23 protein-coding genes and 1 pseudogene are annotated in these 19,097 nt (G+C 43.7%); all 24 read left to right on the top strand.

What is annotated here, in order from left to right:
• The first annotated feature begins 126 nt into the window (after positions 1 to 126).
• Complete coding sequence (locus ACFVSW_RS13490) at positions 127 to 1,236, top strand: flagellar hook-length control protein FliK (protein WP_387316750.1); 1,110 nt, start codon at positions 127 to 129, stop codon at positions 1,234 to 1,236.
• Between the two features lie 13 nt (positions 1,237 to 1,249).
• Entirely contained in the window at positions 1,250 to 1,687 is a 438-nt protein-coding gene (locus ACFVSW_RS13485) for a flagellar hook capping FlgD N-terminal domain-containing protein (protein WP_387316748.1), read from the top strand.
• Positions 1,687 to 2,472, top strand: a complete 786-nt coding sequence (locus tag ACFVSW_RS13480) for a flagellar hook-basal body complex protein (RefSeq protein WP_387316746.1) — start codon at positions 1,687 to 1,689, stop codon at positions 2,470 to 2,472. Before ACFVSW_RS13485 ends, ACFVSW_RS13480 begins: the two co-directional genes overlap by 1 nt.
• Before the next feature lie 88 nt (positions 2,473 to 2,560).
• Complete coding sequence (fliM, locus tag ACFVSW_RS13475) at positions 2,561 to 3,517, top strand: flagellar motor switch protein FliM (RefSeq protein WP_387316744.1); 957 nt, start codon at positions 2,561 to 2,563, stop codon at positions 3,515 to 3,517.
• Positions 3,518 to 3,641: 124 nt separating this feature from the next.
• Positions 3,642 to 3,878 (top strand): annotated as a pseudogene (gene fliN, locus ACFVSW_RS13470) (flagellar motor switch protein FliN); the annotation flags it as partial.
• 23 nt (positions 3,879 to 3,901) lie between these two features.
• Positions 3,902 to 4,261, top strand: coding sequence for a hypothetical protein (locus ACFVSW_RS13465; RefSeq protein WP_387316743.1), 360 nt, complete (start codon positions 3,902 to 3,904; stop codon positions 4,259 to 4,261).
• 78 nt (positions 4,262 to 4,339) lie between these two features.
• Entirely contained in the window at positions 4,340 to 4,711 is a 372-nt protein-coding gene (fliS, locus tag ACFVSW_RS13460) for a flagellar export chaperone FliS (protein ID WP_387316741.1), read from the top strand.
• Between the two features lie 118 nt (positions 4,712 to 4,829).
• A complete protein-coding gene (gene flgB, locus ACFVSW_RS13455; RefSeq protein WP_387316739.1) occupies positions 4,830 to 5,216 on the top strand; it encodes a flagellar basal body rod protein FlgB in 387 nt (128 codons plus the stop codon).
• A 4-nt stretch (positions 5,217 to 5,220) separates the two neighbouring features.
• A complete protein-coding gene (flgC, locus tag ACFVSW_RS13450) occupies positions 5,221 to 5,661 on the top strand; it encodes a flagellar basal body rod protein FlgC (RefSeq protein ID WP_387316737.1) in 441 nt (146 codons plus the stop codon).
• Between the two features lie 14 nt (positions 5,662 to 5,675).
• Entirely contained in the window at positions 5,676 to 5,966 is a 291-nt protein-coding gene (gene fliE, locus ACFVSW_RS13445; RefSeq protein WP_387316941.1) for a flagellar hook-basal body complex protein FliE, read from the top strand.
• Positions 5,967 to 6,010: 44 nt separating this feature from the next.
• The gene (gene fliF, locus ACFVSW_RS13440; RefSeq protein ID WP_387316735.1) at positions 6,011 to 7,603 is read left to right on the top strand and encodes a flagellar basal-body MS-ring/collar protein FliF; all 1,593 of its coding nucleotides are present in this window, start codon (positions 6,011 to 6,013) and stop codon (positions 7,601 to 7,603) included.
• 18 nt (positions 7,604 to 7,621) lie between these two features.
• On the top strand, positions 7,622 to 8,665 hold the full coding sequence (gene fliG / locus ACFVSW_RS13435; RefSeq protein WP_387316733.1) for a flagellar motor switch protein FliG: 1,044 nt from the start codon (positions 7,622 to 7,624) through the stop codon (positions 8,663 to 8,665).
• The gene (locus ACFVSW_RS13430) at positions 8,655 to 9,407 is read left to right on the top strand and encodes a FliH/SctL family protein (protein ID WP_387316731.1); all 753 of its coding nucleotides are present in this window, start codon (positions 8,655 to 8,657) and stop codon (positions 9,405 to 9,407) included. The genes fliG and ACFVSW_RS13430 overlap by 11 nt, the downstream gene beginning before the upstream one ends.
• Before the next feature lie 52 nt (positions 9,408 to 9,459).
• Positions 9,460 to 10,725: a flagellar protein export ATPase FliI gene (gene fliI, locus ACFVSW_RS13425; RefSeq protein WP_387316939.1), complete on the top strand. Its 1,266-nt coding sequence runs from the start codon at positions 9,460 to 9,462 to the stop codon at positions 10,723 to 10,725.
• The gene (fliJ, locus tag ACFVSW_RS13420) at positions 10,722 to 11,159 is read left to right on the top strand and encodes a flagellar export protein FliJ (protein WP_387316729.1); all 438 of its coding nucleotides are present in this window, start codon (positions 10,722 to 10,724) and stop codon (positions 11,157 to 11,159) included. Before fliI ends, fliJ begins: the two co-directional genes overlap by 4 nt.
• Before the next feature lie 22 nt (positions 11,160 to 11,181).
• Positions 11,182 to 11,529: a flagellar motor switch protein FliN gene (gene fliN, locus ACFVSW_RS13415; RefSeq protein WP_387316727.1), complete on the top strand. Its 348-nt coding sequence runs from the start codon at positions 11,182 to 11,184 to the stop codon at positions 11,527 to 11,529.
• Between the two features lie 14 nt (positions 11,530 to 11,543).
• Complete coding sequence (locus tag ACFVSW_RS13410) at positions 11,544 to 12,158, top strand: flagellar biosynthetic protein FliO (RefSeq protein ID WP_387316725.1); 615 nt, start codon at positions 11,544 to 11,546, stop codon at positions 12,156 to 12,158.
• A gap of 136 nt (positions 12,159 to 12,294) precedes the next feature.
• Positions 12,295 to 12,912, top strand: a complete 618-nt coding sequence (gene fliP, locus ACFVSW_RS13405) for a flagellar type III secretion system pore protein FliP (protein ID WP_387316936.1) — start codon at positions 12,295 to 12,297, stop codon at positions 12,910 to 12,912.
• A 14-nt stretch (positions 12,913 to 12,926) separates the two neighbouring features.
• Positions 12,927 to 13,196: a flagellar biosynthesis protein FliQ gene (fliQ, locus tag ACFVSW_RS13400; protein ID WP_066086251.1), complete on the top strand. Its 270-nt coding sequence runs from the start codon at positions 12,927 to 12,929 to the stop codon at positions 13,194 to 13,196.
• 4 nt (positions 13,197 to 13,200) lie between these two features.
• Positions 13,201 to 13,974, top strand: a complete 774-nt coding sequence (gene fliR / locus ACFVSW_RS13395; protein WP_387316724.1) for a flagellar biosynthetic protein FliR — start codon at positions 13,201 to 13,203, stop codon at positions 13,972 to 13,974.
• 13 nt (positions 13,975 to 13,987) lie between these two features.
• Positions 13,988 to 15,079, top strand: coding sequence for a flagellar biosynthesis protein FlhB (gene flhB / locus ACFVSW_RS13390; protein WP_387316722.1), 1,092 nt, complete (start codon positions 13,988 to 13,990; stop codon positions 15,077 to 15,079).
• Between the two features lie 4 nt (positions 15,080 to 15,083).
• Positions 15,084 to 17,114 carry a flagellar biosynthesis protein FlhA gene (gene flhA, locus ACFVSW_RS13385; protein ID WP_387316720.1) on the top strand — a complete coding sequence of 677 codons (2,031 nt, stop codon included), beginning with the start codon at positions 15,084 to 15,086 and terminating at the stop codon, positions 17,112 to 17,114.
• A complete protein-coding gene (gene flhF, locus ACFVSW_RS13380; RefSeq protein ID WP_387316719.1) occupies positions 17,111 to 18,250 on the top strand; it encodes a flagellar biosynthesis GTPase FlhF in 1,140 nt (379 codons plus the stop codon). Before flhA ends, flhF begins: the two co-directional genes overlap by 4 nt.
• Entirely contained in the window at positions 18,228 to 19,097 is an 870-nt protein-coding gene (locus tag ACFVSW_RS13375) for a MinD/ParA family protein (protein WP_387316717.1), read from the top strand. The genes flhF and ACFVSW_RS13375 overlap by 23 nt, the downstream gene beginning before the upstream one ends.

Raw genomic sequence — 19,097 nt, 5'->3', positions numbered from 1 at the left:
CTGATTTTGTCGAAAATGGAACGATTATTAAAAATTTTGTCAAACTTTGTTTATTTCTTGTTGTTTGATTCCTAGAAAACGATTATCCTTATGGTAGTAAAGTTATAGAATAGTAGGTGGCAATAGGTGATTCGGCCTCCAATTGTAGGAAATAAATACATAATTAATGGGACTAACAAGACAGAGAATAAAGAAAAGAACACTCTTTTTGATGAGCTGCTGCTATCCACAGCCGGAAATGAGCAGGAAAATGAAGAGGGAAATGTTGATTTGCTTTTAGGGTTATTGAATTTCCTGCCAGCCCCGATGGCACAGTCAGCGGTGCAACAAGGACAACTTCAAGTAATAGACCAACCAATATCGGATTTTTCGACGAGTATTGTAACAGAACAAGAGGATGCTCCACTGTTAGCGGAAAACCAGCAACGAGTTGCTCCTAACTTATTAAAAAAAGATGATTACCGCCAACTCCCAATAAAAGCAGCTAATCATCACCCAGTTGCTCAATCAGTAGAATTAAAGGAAAGTGAGATTTCTATTTTTCAACAACAGCTGTCAAAACAGTTGGTGATGGAAACAGCAGTTTCACAGTTAACCGCCAAAGCACCTGAAGTTTCACTTAAGGAAACCTTTATGCTGACATCTACGGCGGAGCCGGAAATCGAGCAGAAAAAAGAAGATTCGAATCATTTCAACATAACTGGATTCAATCCTTCTGAAAATCGGCAGTCAAACGAATCGGCAGCAAGTGGGATCAATTTGAGTGACAAGCCTGTTTTCTCTGTGCCAGTCCGGGCAACCAATTTTCAACAAGACGTGGGGCAAGTTTTTCAAGCGGCGATTAAAGTGCAGGAAGCTAAGGAAGGCATGGAAGCAACCTTTACCTTACAGCCGGAGCATTTAGGGAAAGTCGATGTGAAAGTGCTAATTAAGGATGGGAATGTGACGGCAGAGTTTCTGGCGAGCACTTCGTTAGGAAAGGATTTGCTGCAAACAAATGTCCAGGCGCTTCATGCGGCATTGGAACAGCAAGGCTTTCGGGTTGATAAAATTGATATTTCGCAGCAATACAGCCATTTGGCGAACTCTTTTTCACAAAAAGGAGATTCCAACCAAAGGCATGGGCACCATGATTCCCGTAAACGAAATGAACGATACATTCAACCGAAGGAAGAAGTCTATCACGATTTTCCGAGCGAAATCGGCTGGAGTTCGCAAATAAATACGACTGCCTAGAGGGGGAAACTAGTTGGCAACTATTAATGCGCTTAATTCATATTCACAACAAACAACCAACAATCCGCAAAAAAACCAGCTGGGTAAAGAACAGTTTCTGAAAATCTTGGTGGCACAGCTGCAAAATCAAGATCCAACCCAGCCGATGCAGGACGGGGAAATGATTTCGCAAATGGCTCAGCTCAGTGTGTTAGAGCAGCTATCAAACTTAAATAATTCACTATCCGCCTACCTATATTTAAATTCTAATCAGGATAATTTAGCGCAGTATTCTAGTATGTTAGATAAAAAGGTATCGTGGATGAACCCGGAAACGAATAAAATCGAGAGCGGTATTGTCACGGGTGTCCAATATAAAAATGGACTTGTTTATTTTAAAATTGGAGAGAAAGAAGTGCTTTCATCAGCAATAATATCAGTTGAAATTAATCATAACGAGGTGGAAAAGTAATGTTACGTTCATTAAATACTGGAGTATCAGGTCTTCGTGCTTTTCAAACAAAGTTAGATGTCATTGGAAATAATATTGCCAACGTAAATACAGTCGGTTATAAAAAGGGCCGGGTTGTCTTTGAAGACATTTTCAGTCAAACCTTAAGGGGTGCTACAGCGCCATCAGCTTCTTCAGGAGGAATTAATCCGCTTCAAGTTGGGTTGGGAACAAAAGTAGCTAGTGTTGATACTCTCTTCACCCCTGGAAGCCCAACTACTACGAACAATCCAACAGATTTATATTTAGATGGCGATGGGTTTTTTGTCGTTAAGAATCCCGCAGGAGAAAAATTATTAACAAGAGCTGGTAATTTTTCATTTGATAGTAATAATCAGTTGGTCAATCCAGATGGGATGATTCTACTAGGTATAGATGGTAACTCTGTTAAACTTCCAACTGACAGCGTCGCATTTTCAATTGACATAAACGGAAATGTTAAAGGCTTTGATAAAGATGGAAATGAGCTTCCTGGCAGTACAACGATTGGGATTGCCACCATTACGAATCCGGGAAGGTTAAGTAAAGTTGGCGGCTCATTATATCGCGATACGGACCCAATCATTATAAGTAATCCTAAAGATAAAACCGTACAACTTATCCCCGGCCAGCTGGAAATGTCCAATGTCGATCTATCTGAAGAACTAACCGATATGATTACTGCCCAGCGCGGGTTCCAGGCAAATGCGAAGATTATTACGGTTTCTGATTCGATTTTGGAAGAATTAGTAAACTTAAAACGTTAATAAATAAACATTAAAAGGATGGGGGGAGAATGCGCCCTCTTCCTTTATCATTTTATGGAAATGGAACAAGATGGAGAGGAAAAGAGTAATGGCTGAACGTAATTCGATTTCACATGAAGATATAACTGAAGCAAATCAGACAGCAAATGTGAAGGTTTATGATTTTAAGCGGGCGCAGAAGCGCCTATCGACAGAGCAGCTTCGTGTGCTGAAGAAAATTCATGAATCGTTTGCCTATCGGTTGTCTTCCACATTTTCAACGCTGCTGCGGACCATCACCCAGGTTGATGTGGTTTCTGCCGAACAGGTTACTTATGAGGATTTCATTCAAACATTGCCCGGACAAACCGTTTTAGCGGTGCTTGAAGCGAGCGGACAGGAAAAGCGTCTGGCCTTGAATTTCCCGCCGCGAATGGCTTTTTCTATGATTGACCTCCTGCTGGGAGGGAAAGGAATCTGGGAGGATTCTGAAACCTCGTCAATTACTCCGATTGAAACGAATGTTTTAAAGCGGGTGGTAGAAGGGATAATTCAGAATCTGCACAAGGCCTGGGCAGATATTATCACACTTAAACTGAAAAGTGCTAATGTCGAAACCAATCCGCAATTTTTACAGCTCGTTGATCCTGCTGACCGGGTCGTGGTAATGGCTTTTGATATTAGTTTTGGGGATAATCTGGAACAGCTTCAGCTTTGTCTGCCCTATACACTTTTAGAGCCGTTTATTTCGATGCTTTCTGCTCATCACTTGTTAGTTTATGGCCAAGAAGTGAAAAACAATCAAGAAAATGACTTTATTCAGGATCGAATTGAACATTTAACGGTTCCCGTTCGGGTGGAATTAGGGCGTGCAGCGATTTCGATTGAAGAGTTTCTTGGATTGTCTGTCAATGATGTGATCCAATTGGATCAGCCAGTCGAAGAACCGCTGAGTGTAAAAATTAATGAAGAGACGAAATTTTTGGCTTTCCCGGGAACAAAAAAGTCACGGATGGCAATTAAGATTGAACAAGTAGTAGAAGGGGAAGAAAAAAATGAACGATAAGGGCAAGCTTACACAGGAGGAAATGGAAACACTTCTTGGCAGCAGTGAACGAAAGGCGGAGGAACCATTTCGTTTTTCTGAGCTTTCAGCAAAGGAAACGAAGGAGCTGAAAGAAGAGTCGATCAATTTACCGCTGCTCCTCGATATCCCATTAGAGGTCGTCGTCGAGCTTGGAAGGACAAAAAAGAGAATCAGTGAGGTTCTTGAATTGACCAGCGGCTCTATTGTCGATTTGGACAAAATGGCCGGAGAACCGGTTGATATTTATGTTAACAACAAACTTGTTGCGAAGGGGGAAGTGGTCGTGATTGACGAACACTTCGGCGTGAGAATAACGGAAATTTCGCCAGCCCCCTTTTAAACTTGTAAACTAGGTGAATCTGAATGATTAATGAAAAAGCAGGACTGCTAAAAGAATATTATCAGCAGACATTAGCAATGAAAAAGGCACTCGATACAGGCAAAGATGAAGAGGTGTTTGCTTTACTAGAAGAACGGCAGAACTGTATCGCCGCCATCGATAAACTTGATCACCAGGCGGGAACCATCCTGATGAATGAGCAAATAAAACAGCAGCTGCAGCAGCAAATGCACTTGGAACGTGATGTTCAGCAGAAGCTCGAGCAAGCATTGAAAAAGCTCAGCATGCGAATGCGTACACAGCAAAATGAAACATTCTTAACTAAACAATACGAAGAAATGATACCTGTATCCAAAGGGATATTTTACGATTCGAAGAAATAAGAAAAGCGGAAGCGCCCGTGTAGCGAAGTACACTAGACGCTGGGTGCTAAAGCTAGACAATAAAGGGGAAGTTGTAAGATGCTAAATCCGCAGGAAGTCTACCAACGAAATCAAGTAACGACCGCTCGCCCGGAAGAACTAACCTTAATGCTTTATAATGGCGCCATCAAGTTTCTTCATCAGGCAAAACTGGCGATTGAAAAAAAGGATATCCCGAAGGCAAATAGTTCACTTGTCAAAACACAAGACATTCTGACCGAATTGATGACCACTTTGAACATGGACTATGAGATTTCCAACTCGTTGTTATCACTATATGAATATATGAAAAGTAAATTAATTACAGCGAATATCAATAAAGACATCGCTATGATTGTCGAAATTGAAAATATGCTAATCGAACTAAAAAATACGTGGTCTCAAGCGATGAAACAAGGAAAATCCTCCTAATGCGAATTCATTAGGAGTTTTCTTTGACCATCTAGAAAAATTTATTTCCAACCTTGCCATATTCATGTAGAATAATATCGAATGCTGTCAAATTAATGAAATGTAGTAGGTGAAATGGATGAGTCAGATAATCGGAATTATGTCTCAAGCACTAGATGCTTCATCGTTAAGACAAAAGGCTATTTCTAATAACATCGCAAATGCTGATACTCCTAATTACAAGCCGCAGCGGGTTTCATTTGAGGACATGCTCCAGCAGGAATTACATAGCTCTTTTTCCGGGAAACGTACAAATGAAAAGCACATAGCTATTGGTAACTCAAGTAATATACCTTCTCCAAAACTAGTAAATAAACATACCGTAATGAGGAATAATGGCAATGGTGTCGATTTGGATTTTGAAATGACGGAAATGAGTAAAAACTCATTATGGTATCAATCGTTAGCTTATGGAATGAACGAAGAGTTCAATTTATTAAAAATGTCGATTAAAGGAAGAGGGTAAATAAATGTCGATCTTCCAATCTCTTTCAATTAACGGTTCCGCCTTAACGGCCCAGCGCCTTAAATTAGATGTAGTATCGTCCAATATTGCCAATGCCAATACGACGAGAGGAGAGTTTGTGAATGGCGAATGGGTTCCCTACCGCAGAAAAATGGTGGAACTTGCTGCAGGTGCGCCGTCCACTTTCGATTCTATTTTAAAACAGGAATTAAATCCCACAGGAGTCCGGGTCAATAAAATTGTTGAAGATCAGACACCCTTTAAAGCTGTTTATGATCCATCAAACCCGGACAGCGATGAGCAGGGCTATGTAATGATGCCGAATGTCGATGTGACAAAGGAAATGGTAGATTTAATGGCGACCTCAAGGGCATATGAGGCAAATATAACGGCCTTTAATGCCGGGAAAACGATGCTGCAAAAAGCATTAGAAATTGGTAAATAAGGGGCGGAATTGTGATGAAAATTACAGGAATTGATCCGTCTAGCAGTTTATTATCGTTAAATAAACCGCAAAAGACGGAAGGCACATCATCGTTTGAATCGATGTTAAATCAATATATCCAACAGACAGACAATGCTGTAAAAGATTTTGAAACCAAATCGATTTCCTTGGCAAAAGGTGAAGATATCAATTTGCACGATGTCACAATTGCAGCGCAAAAAGCAAGCATCGCTGTGCAACTAACCACGCAAATACGTGATAAAGCAGTAGAAGCCTACCAAGAAATAATGAGAATGCAAGTTTAAAAAGCGGAAGCGCCTTAATTTTTTAAAGAAAAAGTGGAGAAATCATGAATCAACAGATACGAGAATTTAGTGGGAAAATCAGTGAGTATTGGAAATCGGTTAGCAATAAAAATAAACTTCTCTCAATTGGTCTGTTTATTTTTATTGTCTTGGTGTTGTCGCTCACCATTTACTTTGTCTCTAAACCCAATCTTGTGCCGCTCTACACAAATGAGATGAGCCAGCAGGAAATCGGTGATATTAAGGCAGAACTTGATCGTCAGGGGTTTACCCAATATCAGCTGGGGAATAGCGGGACAACCATTTTAGTTCCTGAAAAAGATGCTTCGAATTTACTCGTGTCACTGGCGGCCAAAGGGCTTCCGAAAACAGGCTCAATCAGTTTTTCCGAAATGGCGAAAAACATGCAGTTCGGGGCGACGGACCGGCAGCTGGATGCGATGGAGCGAGAAGCGCTGCAGGGACAAGTGGCAAATTTACTGTCACATGTAAATGGGGTGAAAAGCGCACAGGTCGTGATCTCGACTCCTAAGGAAACCCTATTTATTAAACCAAACGAAAAAGAAAAGGCCTCTGCTTCCGTTGTCATTACGCTTCAGCCAGGCTATGAATTGGAACCGAAGCAGGTTCAAACCTTATATCATTTAGTTTCGAAGAGTATTCCTAATTTGCCTAAAGATAATATCATCATGACCGACCAGTACGGGAATGGCTTGGACAATCTATCCCAGGAAAATCCAGGCGCAACTGGGACGTATGAGGAGCAGCGGAAGATTCAAAAGGATGTCGAAGCGGATATCCAAAAAAACCTCCAGCAAATGCTAGGAACGATTATCGGCCAGAATAAAGTACTCGTACAGGCATATGTCCGCTTGAATTTTGACCAGGTAAAAACGAAGGAGGATCTCGTTGAGCCTGTCAATAAAGAAACAAACGAGGGCATCGCAATCAGTGCCGAAAAAATTCAAAAAACTTACAGCGGGAAGGATACCTCTGCTGCTGTAAGCGGCACCGGTCAATCCGACACTCCTGGTTATGCCGGGACTGGTACGGACGGGGGCCAGGAAAGTAAGTCGGATGATATCGAAAGCCGTGTGAATTATGAAGTGAATCGGATTTCGAAGGAGATTGTTCAAAGTCCGTATAAAATCGAGGACATGACGATTAATGTCGGCGTCGAGCCGCCTGACCCGAAGAACCCTAGTTCATTAACAAAGGATACGAAAGAAAATATTCAGCAAATCCTTTCGAATGTGGTTAGAACGGCGCTCAGCGATAACCCGAACGTAACCGATCAGAATGTGGGCTCACGGATTACAGTCTTCCCAAGGGAATTTAGCGGAAATATTGTGCCAGCGAGTGAAACAGAAACGGCAAACACCCTCCCAAATTGGCTGCTTTATAGTTTAATTGGTGCAGGAGTTCTGCTCATTCTCCTTATATTGGTTCTTATTTTTCGCAGGAAAAAGCCAGAGGAGCTAGAAGATGAAGTGTTCCCAATGTTTGAGCCGCAAATGATTAGAACCCATGTCGATAAAGAGGAAGAGAAGGTAGCTCTAAAACAGCAAATCGAACAACTGGCAAAAGAGCACCCGGGTGAATTTGTTGGATTGCTTAGAAATTGGATGAAGGAATAACAGGAGGAATGCACTAAGATGGAAATCTATACAAACATTCAGAAGGCAGCCATCTTACTGCTTTCCTTAGGTCCGGATGTAACCGTTCAAGTATTGAAACATATGGAAGAAAAAGAGATTGAGAGTATTACCACCGAAATTTCCAATTTACGCAAGGTTCCTCCAGATGTGACCGAGAAAATTTTAAAGGAATTTCATGATCTTGTCGTCGCTTCCCGGGTCGTATCTTACGGAGGTGCGGACGTTGCGAAAGAATTATTGCTACGTACCTTTGGTGAGGAAAAGGCAGCCAGCTTTATGAATCGAATTGATGAGTTCAAACGTCCGGATGAGAGGCCGTTCGAATTTCTTGCTGAGGTGGAGCCGAAAAGAATCGTCCAGTTATTGCAAACGGAAAATGCTCAAACGATTGCGCTCGTCTTATCCTATCTTAATTCGGACCAAGCTGCCGCGGTGCTTTCGTTAATTTCGCCGGAGCGCCAGTTTGAAATTTCCAAGCGGATTGCCTTGATGGGCTTTACCTCCCCGGAAATTGTCCGGCAGGTGGAACAGGCATTCATTGAAAAGCTATCATTGGCCGAAAATAATGACTCGAACGGGCAAAACGGGATTGATTCGATTGTCAATATTCTCAGCAGTGTTAACCGCGGAACAGAGAAAAATATTCTGGAGACATTTGCCGATAAGGATCCAGAGCTTGCGAATGAAATCAAACAACGGATGTTTGTGTTTGAGGATCTGAGCCTTCTCGATAATCGCTCTATCCAGCGAATTTTGATGGATGTGGCTAATCAAGATCTTCCGCTTGCACTAAGAAGCGCCAGTGAAGCGGTTAAAAATGCCATCTTCGCTAATATTTCCAAACGCCGCTTAGAAACTCTTGAGGAAGAATTAGCTGCTAATGAACCGGTCCGCCAGAAAGAAATGGAAGAGGCGCAAAGCCGAATTGTCAGCATTGTTAGGAAATTAGAGTACGAAGGTGTGATTATTATCTCTCGAAATCAACCAACACAGGAACAAGTAGAAGAGATCATGGAAGAGGAAGAGGACCTTGTCATCTAAGATTGTTAAATCGTTGCATGTTGTCAAAAAGGATGGGCAGAAACTAATCACGCTGCCAAATCATCAATTTTCCCAGGAAGAATTAACAGAAGTTGTCCATGAGCCAGAACAATTACTGAACGTTCAGCGCGAAAGAGAACTCGCCGAGCAAAAGGCGCAAATCGCTGCGGAATTAGCGGAATGGAAGAAGAGTGAACAAGCGCAGTTCCTTCTCCAGCTGGAAGAGGAAAAAAGGCGGGGCTACCAGGAAGGCTATCAAAACGGGTTTGAAGAGGGGACGGAACATGCCAAGCTTCAAAATCGTGAAATCATTGAGCAGGCAAGCGCTATTTTAGAACAAGCCTTTCAAGAAAAACAAGCCGTCATTCAAGAGGCAGAGCCGTTTGTGATTGAGTTGAGCGTCGAGATTGCCAAGAAAATTTTACAACAGGAATTACAACTGAACCAAGAGGCATTGCTGCCGATGATTAAACAGTCGCTGTCATCCGTTTACGAAACCACTTCCTTAACGATTAGTGTCGCGCCAGCGGACTTCGCCTTTGTCCAAAAGCAGCGTGAGCAATTGTTATCGGTCGTAAATGGGAAAATTGAGATAAAAATTGTCCCTGATTATTCGGTGTTGCAGGGAGGATGTATGATTCATACCTCTTCCGGAAGTGTCGATGCCAGAATCGATGTCCAATTAAGTGAAATCAAAAAAGCATTATTAACCTATCAGCAGGAGCTAGAGTCAAGTGAGTAAATGGAATCTTCAAGCCTATTTAGATGTCCTCGAAACAGTGAATCCGATTAAGATGAATGGCAAAGTGACACAGGTAATTGGCCTGACCATTGAATCACAAGGTCCGGATGTGAAACTGGGAGACATTTGTCATATCATTTCCAGCCAGCAGCAAAAGCCGATCATGGCGGAAGTGGTTGGCTTCCGCAACAATAAGGTCCTGCTCATGCCGCTCGGTGAGCTTCAATCGATTGGACCCGGCTGTGATGTGGTGTCAACCGGAAGGCCATTAACCGTGAAGGCAGGCACAGATCTGTTAGGGAAGGTGTTGGACGGCTTAGGCAATCCATTGGATGGCAGTCATCTTCCAGTCGGCCTTCTTGAGATAAAGGCAGATAATTTACCGCCAAATCCATTGCTGCGACCGCGCATTACCGAGCCGTTAAGTGTCGGCGTTCGGACAATTGACGGACTATTGACGGTTGGAAAAGGGCAGCGGGTTGGTGTGTTTGCCGGGAGCGGTGTTGGAAAAAGCACGCTGCTTGGGATGATTGCCCGAAATACCGAGGCAGATGTGAATGTCATTGGCCTTATCGGTGAACGGGGCAGAGAAGTGCTTGATTTTATTGAACGGGATTTAGGCGAAGAAGGTCTGAAAAAATCAGTCGTTATCGTCGCGACCTCGGATCAGCCGGCCCTGATTCGGATTAAAGGAGCGATGATTACGACGGCGATTGCTGAATTTTTCCGGGACCAGGGAATGAATGTGAATTTAATGATGGATTCCGTCACGAGGATTGCCATGGCGCAACGGGAAATTGGCTTAGCGATTGGCGAACCGCCGGCGACGAAAGGCTATACCCCGTCTGTGTTTGCGATGCTGCCGCGGTTGCTGGAGCGGGCGGGAACGAATGAACATGGCAGTATTACCGCCTTTTACACGGTGCTCGTCGATGGCGACGATATGAATGAACCGGTTGCCGATACCGTGAGAGGCATCTTGGATGGACATATTGTCTTAGACCGTAAGCTTGCCCATAAAGGAGTTTATCCGGCGATTGACATTTTATCGAGTGTCAGCCGAGTAATGAAGGATATTGTCCCGAATGAACACCTGCTTGCCGCGGAAATGTTGAAGCAGCATACGAGTGTGTTCCAAAAAGCGGAGGATTTGATTCAAATCGGTGCTTATAAACGGGGAACGGACCGGGAAATTGACGATGCGATTGATGCCAAGGGCTGGATTGATCAGTTTCGAAAACAAAGCACAAGCGAAGCTCCTTCCATTCAAACCACGATTGAACAATTACAATCACGATTCGGAGTGAGCAGCAGATGACTTTTCGGTTTCCATACGAACATATCCTAAACCTGAAAGAAAAGGAAAAAGAGCAGGCTTTTTCCGAATATGGCAGTCTAGTAAAGAAGAAGGATCAATTGAAGGAAGAGATTCATTGTTTGCTGGAGGAACAGGATGAACAAATGAACCGCGCAAACAGGATGACTTCGGTAGTGGAAATGCAGCAGCAGTCACATTATCTGAATCTCTTAATCCAAAAAATCGCTCAGGCAAAAGAAGTGCTGGGCAAACTCGATGAAGAGCTGCGGATTAAGCAGGAGAAATATTTGGAGAAGCATAAGGATGAGCGGATGTGGAATTTTCTCCGCGATAAATCCCTCGATACCTTTCTGCAAAAAGAGAAAAAAGTCGAACAAGACCAGCTCGATGAACTTGCGGTCATCCGCCATTTTCATCAGCGGCTTTCCCATTAACTAAGAAAAGGGGCATTTTAGTGTGAAGGAAAGAAGAAGCGAATCGAATGGAGCTGTCCAATCGGTGCAGTTTTCGCCCATCATCGAACAGCCGGACATTGCTCCAGAAAAAAAACAACTCACATTACTAACCGATGTTTCTGTTCAAGTATCCTTTGAACTCGGAAGAACGAAGAAAAAAGTCCGCGAAATTCTTGAACTGCAAACAGGGTCAGTGCTTCAGTTAGACAAGCTTGCGGGTCAGCATGTCGATGTATTGGTAAACAGTATGGCGATTGCCACCGGAGAACTCGTGGTCATAGAGGATAAGTTATCAGTAAAGGTTTCAGAAATTGTCCCAAAACACATACGGGAAAAGAATTTGAAGTGAAAGGGGAAAGCTTTGTGCACCATCTGAAGAAATGGCTTGTGATGTTAACCGCTATTTTGCTTCTTGTTCATTTGCCATTACAAACGGCACATGCGAGTGAGAAAACGGTTTACGATCAATACAAAAAAAACTCACAGCAAGAAAAAAACCTTCCCCCGGCAAAACCTGACACTTCTGCCGCCTCAACGGGGCTTTATGCGTTGCAATTTATTGGGTCGTTTCTGTTAATCATTGCCTTAATCTACTTCATGTTAAGATTTATTTCACGGAAAACCAAAATCCTTGGATCCGGAAGCGCCTTTCATGCGATCGGAGGGCATCCGTTTGGCAATAATCGTTCCGTTCAGCTCCTGATGATTGGCGATACGTTATATATTCTTGGTGTCGGTGAAAGTATTAATGTCATTCGCACGATTCCTCCAGGGGAAGAGCAAACGAAATTGTTAGAATCGGTTGCTCAGACACCTGTGGATATTTCCGATAAGTGGAAAGGGAAATGGAAGCTGAAGTGGAAGTGGAATCGTGACTTTTTTAACCGAAAAACTAAAGAGGAAAAATGGAACTCCCACTTCATCGAGCAGCTAAAGGACGTCCAATCTAACCAGGCCCAAAATCAAGACCGCTCATGAAAGGGGGAGATGGACCGTGAGAAAAGTATTCCTCCTGACACCTATAGTGTTTTTTCTTTTTTCTATGAATGCGTTCGCTGCCCCGGCTGATACGGGACTGCAGCTTAACTTCGGCGGGACGGGCAATGATACATCGATGACTGTGAAGCTCATCCTGCTGTTAACGGTTCTATCGGTTGCTCCGAGCATTCTTTTATTAATGACGTCGTTTACGCGGATTGCGATTGTCCTTTCGTTTGTCCGAAATTCGCTTGGAACGCAGCAAATGCCGCCAAACCAGGTCATCATGGGAATCAGTCTTTTGCTTACTTTTTTTGTAATGGGTCCAACACTGCAACAAGTTAATAATCAGGCGCTTCAGCCGTTTTTTAAAGGTGAAATCAGCCAAACTGCGGCTATGGATAAGGCGGCTGCCCCGATGAAAGAATTTATGGCCAAGCAAACGCGGGAAAGTGATTTAAAGCTATTTTTGGATTACAGTCAGAAGAAAAATATCAACAGCATCGACGATATCCCGTTAACTACCCTTGTCCCGGCTTTTGCGATTAGTGAGCTGAAAACAGCGTTTCAAATGGGATTTTTGATTTTTATTCCGTTTGTGATTATCGATATGATTGTGGCAAGTATCCTGATGGCGATGGGGATGATGATGGTCCCGCCTTCCTTGATTTCTTTGCCGTTTAAAATTCTGCTATTTATCTTGGTTGATGGCTGGCATTTAGTCGTACAATCGTTGTTTGTCAGCTTTAAATAAGGAAGTGTGTTGTGATGACATCTGAGAGTATTATGGGACTGGGACAAAATTCGATTTTCCTCACCTTAATGGTGGTAGCCCCGATTTTGGGCATCGCCTTAGTTGTTGGGCTGATTGTAAGTATTATCCAGACGGTTACGCAAATTCAAGAACAGACACTGTCGTTTGCGCCAAAAATTATTGCTGTCTTCTTGGGGCTATTGGTATTCGGTCCCTGGATGCTCACCCATCTCGTCGATTTTACGCGAAATATTTTGGCCAATCTTTCGAGTTTCATAGGATAAGCAGATGCCATATTTAGATTATCTACCCTTATTTCTGCTTGTATTTGTGCGGCTGACGAGCTTTTTTGTTTCCGCCCCCTTATGGATGGATCGGCAAATTCCAGCCCCGTTTAAGTGGGGAACGGCTTTTTTTATCTCGCTGCTCGTGGTCGGCTTGCTCGATGTACCACAGGGACTGGAGCTCAATTCAAACTATCTCTTGCTGATCATGAAGGAAGTCATTGTCGGGCTTAGTATGGGATTTTTTGCGGCGATTTTGTTTTATGCTGTTGAACTGGCCGGCAGCTTTATTGATTTGCAAAGCGGGTTTGCAATGGCCTCGATGTTTAATCCGCAATCGAGCATGCAGGAACCGATCACCGGCCGTTTTTATTACATTCTCACGATTGTCTTTTTTCTATCCATCAATGGTCATCACATCCTAATTCAAGGGGTCATGGCCAGCTTTCAATGGATTCCGATTGATGCTTGGCTCCCTAGTGATGCCTCTGACAATCTCGTGATTCTTGCCCTAGATTCAATCAAAAACATGTTTTGGCTGGCGTTTTTAATTGCGGCGCCGATGCTGGGTTCCATCTTTTTAGTCGATATCGCTTTAGGAATACTAGCGAAAACCGCTCCGCAAATGAATCTTTTTGTCATTGGGGTACCGGTGAAAATGATGATGCATTATATCGTACTCTACGTTACATTGCCGGCATTTTTTTATGTGTTAGGCAGACTTGTCAATGTCATGGTCCAGTCGTTTGAACATATTCTCCAGATATTTGGGTCATAAAGGAACAAACATTATGCTGCTATCGTTAGATTTACAGTTATTCGCGGAAAAAACAGAAAAAGCTACACCACGAAAAAAACAGGATGCCAGGAAAAAAGGCCAGGTTGCTAAGAGTACCGATCTCACAAATGCAATTGTTTTAATTGCCTCGTTTTCGATTCTAGGAATCTATGGGCAGCAGATGGCCATCCGGTTATTTCAGCTGGTTCGTTCCGGTCTGTCCGATTTGCTGTTGATGAACCTGACGGAAGAATCTGTTCCGACCTTGTTTGTCGGTCTGTTAAAAGAGGGGGCGTTGATTGCTGTGCCGGTGATATTTATTGCCTGGCTGGCGTCGCTTGCGTCTAATCTCTCACAGGTGGGCTTTCTGGTCGCACCGGAGTCATTGAAGTGGGACCTTAATAAACTGAACCCGGTTACCGGGGCAAAGCGCTTATTCTCAGCAAGAACGCTGGTTGAATTTATTAAATCGCTGCTAAAGGTTATCGCTGTCGCCACGGTTGCGGGTCTGATGCTCTGGTCTGAAAAGGGTGAGTTTCTTAAGCTTCCACAAATGGAACCATTACAGATTGTCGGCTTTATTTCTTCGCTGATGATTCGAATGGGTCTGACGATTTCTGCTGTCTATTTAGTCATAGCGGCAGCGGACCTTGTGTACCAACGTTTTGATTTTGCCAAAAAGCTGCGGATGTCAAAGCAAGAAATTAAAGATGAATTTAAAAAGACGGAAGGCGATCCGTTAATTAAGCATAAAATCAAGGAAAAACAACGGCAAATGTCACGGGCGCGGATGATGCAGGAAATTCCGAACGCACAAGTAGTCGTGACGAATCCGACGCATTATGCAGTGGCGATTGCCTATGAAGCAGGAAAAATGCAGGTTCCGATTGTGGTTGCAAAAGGGGCCGACTTCCTTGCCCTAAAAATTAAAGAAGCCGCCAAGGAACACAGGATCGTGATTATGGAAAATAAACCATTAGCGCGTGCCCTGTATGCCAGTGTCGAAATTGGCGGAGAAATTCCCGATGAGCTTTTTAAAGCAGTAGCGGAGATACTAGCTTATGTTTATCGAATAAAAGGAACTTTGAGTAGTCAGCGAAGGTGAAACAATGAAACTGAAAAATCTTGTCGTATTACTAGCTGTGATTATGATAGTCGCCATGATGGTTATTCCCATGCCGACGTTTATGCTTGATATCCTGCTAATCTTAAATTTATCCATTTCGATTTTAATATTATTAATAGCTATGAATACGAAGGAATCGCTCGATTTCTCGATTTTCCCCTCATTGTTGTTATTAACGACGCTTTTTCGTTTAGCCTTGAATGTTTCAAGCACACGGTCGATTTTATCAAATGCAAAAGCGGGAAATGTGATTGAGACATTTGGAAACTTTGTCATCGCCGGAAATGCCGTCGTCGGATTCATCGTTTTCTTAATCCTAGTTATCATTCAATTCTTAGTGATTACTAAGGGTGCAGAGCGGGTAGCAGAGGTAGCTGCTCGGTTTACCTTAGATGCGATGCCTGGTAAGCAAATGAGTATTGATGCCGATTTAAATGCCGGGATGATTAGCGAAAAGGATGCTCGGAATCGCCGGCAAAAAATTGAACGTGAAGCCGACTTTTACGGCTCCATGGATGGTGCCAGTAAATTCGTTAAGGGCGATGCGATTGCCGGAATCATTATTTTGATTATCAATGTCATCGGCGGTTTTATCATTGGGATGACGATGCACGGGATGGATTTTTCCCAGTCGCTCAGCACATTTACGCTCTTGTCAGTTGGTGACGGATTAGTCAGTCAGATCCCTGCGCTGTTAATTTCAACCGCAACAGGAATCATCGTGACAAGAGCCGCCTCTGACGGAAGTCTTGGCGATGATCTGACAAAGCAAATCTTCGCCTATCCGATGCTTCTATACATCGTCGCGGCTGTGATTGCTCTGTTAGGGGTGGTGACTCCAATCGGGATTATCCTGACATGGGGGATTGCCGGGCTGATTGCCTTCGGTGGTTTTACAATGCAGAGAAACCGGGTCAAAACGGAGGAAGCGAAAGAGAATCTGCAATCAGAACAAGAGCTTGAGGAGGTTCGTAAGCCTGAGAATGTCTTTAACCTGCTTCGCGAGGATCCGATAGAATTCGAGTTTGGCATTGGATTAATCAAATTGGCCGATGCCAATCAGGGCGGTGATTTATTAGACCGGGTTGTCGCGATTCGCCGGCAAATCGCGATGGAATTAGGGCTCGTTGTCCCGGTGATTCGCATCCGCGATAATATCCAGCTTCGCCCGAATGAATATAGTATCAAAATAAAAGGCAATGAAGTGGCAAACGGTGAAATCTTGCTTGACCATTTCCTGATGTTGAATCCGGGTGCTGAAGAACATGGAATTGAAGGAATTGAAACGACCGAGCCGACATTTGGTCTCCCGGCCTTATGGGTCAATGAAGAAATGAAGGATCATGCGGAATTATTTGGTTACACCGTTGTGGACCCTTCGTCTGTCATTAGCACTCATCTTTCAGAAACAATTAAAAAGTATGCCCATGAAATTTTAGGACGAGAAGAAACGAAGCAATTAATTGATCATGTGAAAGAGGGTTACCCGTCGCTTGTCGAGGAGCTTGTTGGTCAGACCTTGTCTGTTGGTGAGATTCAAAAGGTGCTCCAGAAGCTGTTGAAGGAGCATGTCTCGATCCGCAGCCTGTCTACGATCTTTGAGGCAATGGCTGATCATGCCGTTTATACGAAAAATCCGGATATTTTAACAGAATATGTCCGCCAAGGGTTATCGCGGCAGTTATCCTCTCAGCATACCCAGAATGGCGTCATCCATGCCCTTCGTGTTGGCGCCGGGATTGAAAAGAAATTGGCAGAGTCAATCCAACGGACAGAGCAGGGCGATATTTTAGCATTGGATCCAGAATCAAGTCAGCGAATGCTGCATTCCTTTACGGAATCGATTCAGCAAGCATCCCAGCTGGGGATTCGCCCCATCATCCTGACGTCAGCGGGAATTCGGATGTTTGTCAGACAGGTAACCGAAATAGCTTTTGGCGATATTCCGATCCTTTCTTATAATGAGCTCGAACCGAATGTGGAAGTTCAAAGTGTTGGAGTGGTGAATTTATGATTATTAAAACCTATATAGTCGACCGTTTATCCGATGCTTACCCGCTGATTTTTCAAGATCTTGGCAAAGAAGCAATTATATTAAAAACAAAACCCGTTAAGGCTGGAGGTTTTTTCTGGTTTTTGCGCCGCAAGAAACTAGAAGTTGTGGCTGCAAGCGACCTTGCTGCCGCTGAGAGCCAGAAGGCGGTGGCATCAAAGCCGCCCGAACCGGAGCCGGAACCAGAGCAGGTAAAATTGGAATCGCATCAAGAAGTTCTGAAGGAGCTTTCTGAAGTAAAGGGGTTAATCCACTCCATTGTAAAAGGGACCCCTGCCTCAAAGACGATTCCCAAGCCGCTTGAAAAATGGGTTGCGAGACTCCGCGACCAGGAAGTAGATGAGGAAGTCATTCAATTTCTTGTCAAAAGAGTAACGATGAAATACGACAATTTAGAGCTAGTGCCAAGCGAAGGAATCGAGCAAACTTTTCTCACCATTGTGGAAGAGCTATTAAAAGAAGGCATCTCAAAAGAGGTTGATTCGAGTCCATTCTTGATTACTTTAATCGGACCAACCGGTGTTGGCAAAACGACAACAATAGCCAAACTGGCAGCGGTCCGGGTGTTGCAGGGACGGCAGCGTGTCGGGCTGTTAACAACCGATACGTACCGAATTGCCGCCGTTGAACAGTTAAAAACATACGCAAACATCTTAAATGTTCCCGTTGAAGTTGTGACGAACCCAGACGGACTCGCGGATGCGGCAGATGGGTTAAAAGGCTGTCAGGTAATCCTGATGGATAGTTCGGGGAGAAATTATCTTGAGGACGAATATATCGAGGAGATAAATCAATATCTTCATTATGATGCACCACAGGAAAATTATTTAGTGCTCAGTATGACGACGCGCTGGCGTGATTTAAGGATGGTCATTGAGAAAATGAAATCGGTCCCGATTGATAAGTTGATTTTAACAAAATGGGATGAAACGACCTGTTACGGTGCCGCCCTTAATATCCTTTACCATTATCCCTATCCGTTATCATATATTAGTATTGGTCAAGCAGTTCCACAGGACATCATGGCGGCCTCTGCCGCTTATATCGCGAAAAAGATATTGGGAGTGGATGAGAATGCAGCAAGACCAAGCCTATAGTTTGCGGCAGTTATCTAAATCCTTAGCGGACCCTGTCCGGTCTTCCCGAGTGGTAACGGTTGCCAGCGGGAAGGGCGGGGTGGGAAAGTCCAACTTTGCCTTGAATTTTGCACTTAGCCTGATAGATCTTGGTCAAAAAGTCGTCTTGGTCGACCTCGACCTTGGAATGGCCAATATTGATATTTTAATGGGGATGACACCCAAGTCCCATTTACTGGATATGATTCAGCAGCAGAAAAGTGTCTGGGATGTAATAGAAAAGGGTCCAAACGGCTTGGAGTTTATTGCCGGAGGTTCCGGATTTACCAAGCTCCTGCAGCTTCAGGAAGAGGAAAGAAGCTACTTTTTTGCCGAATTAGAGAAATTGCAAGGCTATGCGGATACCATTATTATCGATACGGGGGCAGGCTTAACCCTTGAATCGCAACAATGTCATCTGTCGGCAGATGAGGTCATGCTGATTACCACCCCTGAACCGACAGCGATTGCTGACGCCTATTCCGTAGTAAAAATCCTGCATAGTCAGCGCCCGTCCTTATCTTTTCAGCTTGTGATTAATCGTGCCACTAATCCGAAGGAAGGTATGGAAGTCGCAAGTAAATTCAAAACAGCTGTTCATTCTTTTTTAAAAAGGGACATAAAAATATTTGGCGCCATTCCCGAAGATAGTCATGTACTCCAAGCTGTGTTAAAACAAGTACCGTTTTGTTTGGCTGCACCCAAATCTGCAGCATCCCTTACGCTAAAGAGATTAGCGGAACGGTTTGTAACCGGCAGCGCTGAACCGAGCGAGAATGGTGGCATTAAAGGCTTTGTCCGTAAATTGACGAAGATGTTGAATTTTTAA

Origin of the sequence: Neobacillus sp. NPDC058068 (assembly GCF_042885335.1) — a bacterium.
GTDB lineage: Bacteria > Bacillota > Bacilli > Bacillales > Cytobacillaceae > Neobacillus.
Note: the sequence above shows the minus strand (reverse complement) of the source record. Positions and strands in the feature narration are given on the sequence as shown.

Bases quoted from the DNA above. Each gene is read 5' to 3' on its own strand.
- ACFVSW_RS13480 (WP_387316746.1), top strand. From the start codon at position 1,687: ATGTTACGTTCATTAAATACTGGAGTATCAGGTCTTCGTGCTTTTCAA.
- fliM (WP_387316744.1), top strand. From the start codon at position 2,561: ATGGCTGAACGTAATTCGATTTCACATGAAGATATAACTGAAGCAAAT.
- ACFVSW_RS13465 (WP_387316743.1), top strand. From the start codon at position 3,902: ATGATTAATGAAAAAGCAGGACTGCTAAAAGAATATTATCAGCAGACA.
- fliS (WP_387316741.1), top strand. From the start codon at position 4,340: ATGCTAAATCCGCAGGAAGTCTACCAACGAAATCAAGTAACGACCGCT.
- flgB (WP_387316739.1), top strand. From the start codon at position 4,830: ATGAGTCAGATAATCGGAATTATGTCTCAAGCACTAGATGCTTCATCG.
- flgC (WP_387316737.1), top strand. From the start codon at position 5,221: ATGTCGATCTTCCAATCTCTTTCAATTAACGGTTCCGCCTTAACGGCC.
- fliE (WP_387316941.1), top strand. From the start codon at position 5,676: ATGAAAATTACAGGAATTGATCCGTCTAGCAGTTTATTATCGTTAAAT.
- fliF (WP_387316735.1), top strand. From the start codon at position 6,011: ATGAATCAACAGATACGAGAATTTAGTGGGAAAATCAGTGAGTATTGG.
- fliG (WP_387316733.1), top strand. From the start codon at position 7,622: ATGGAAATCTATACAAACATTCAGAAGGCAGCCATCTTACTGCTTTCC.
- fliI (WP_387316939.1), top strand. From the start codon at position 9,460: ATGAATGGCAAAGTGACACAGGTAATTGGCCTGACCATTGAATCACAA.
- fliJ (WP_387316729.1), top strand. From the start codon at position 10,722: ATGACTTTTCGGTTTCCATACGAACATATCCTAAACCTGAAAGAAAAG.
- fliP (WP_387316936.1), top strand. From the start codon at position 12,295: ATGACTGTGAAGCTCATCCTGCTGTTAACGGTTCTATCGGTTGCTCCG.
- fliQ (WP_066086251.1), top strand. From the start codon at position 12,927: ATGACATCTGAGAGTATTATGGGACTGGGACAAAATTCGATTTTCCTC.
- fliR (WP_387316724.1), top strand. From the start codon at position 13,201: ATGCCATATTTAGATTATCTACCCTTATTTCTGCTTGTATTTGTGCGG.
- flhB (WP_387316722.1), top strand. From the start codon at position 13,988: ATGCTGCTATCGTTAGATTTACAGTTATTCGCGGAAAAAACAGAAAAA.
- flhA (WP_387316720.1), top strand. From the start codon at position 15,084: ATGAAACTGAAAAATCTTGTCGTATTACTAGCTGTGATTATGATAGTC.
- flhF (WP_387316719.1), top strand. From the start codon at position 17,111: ATGATTATTAAAACCTATATAGTCGACCGTTTATCCGATGCTTACCCG.
- ACFVSW_RS13375 (WP_387316717.1), top strand. From the start codon at position 18,228: ATGCAGCAAGACCAAGCCTATAGTTTGCGGCAGTTATCTAAATCCTTA.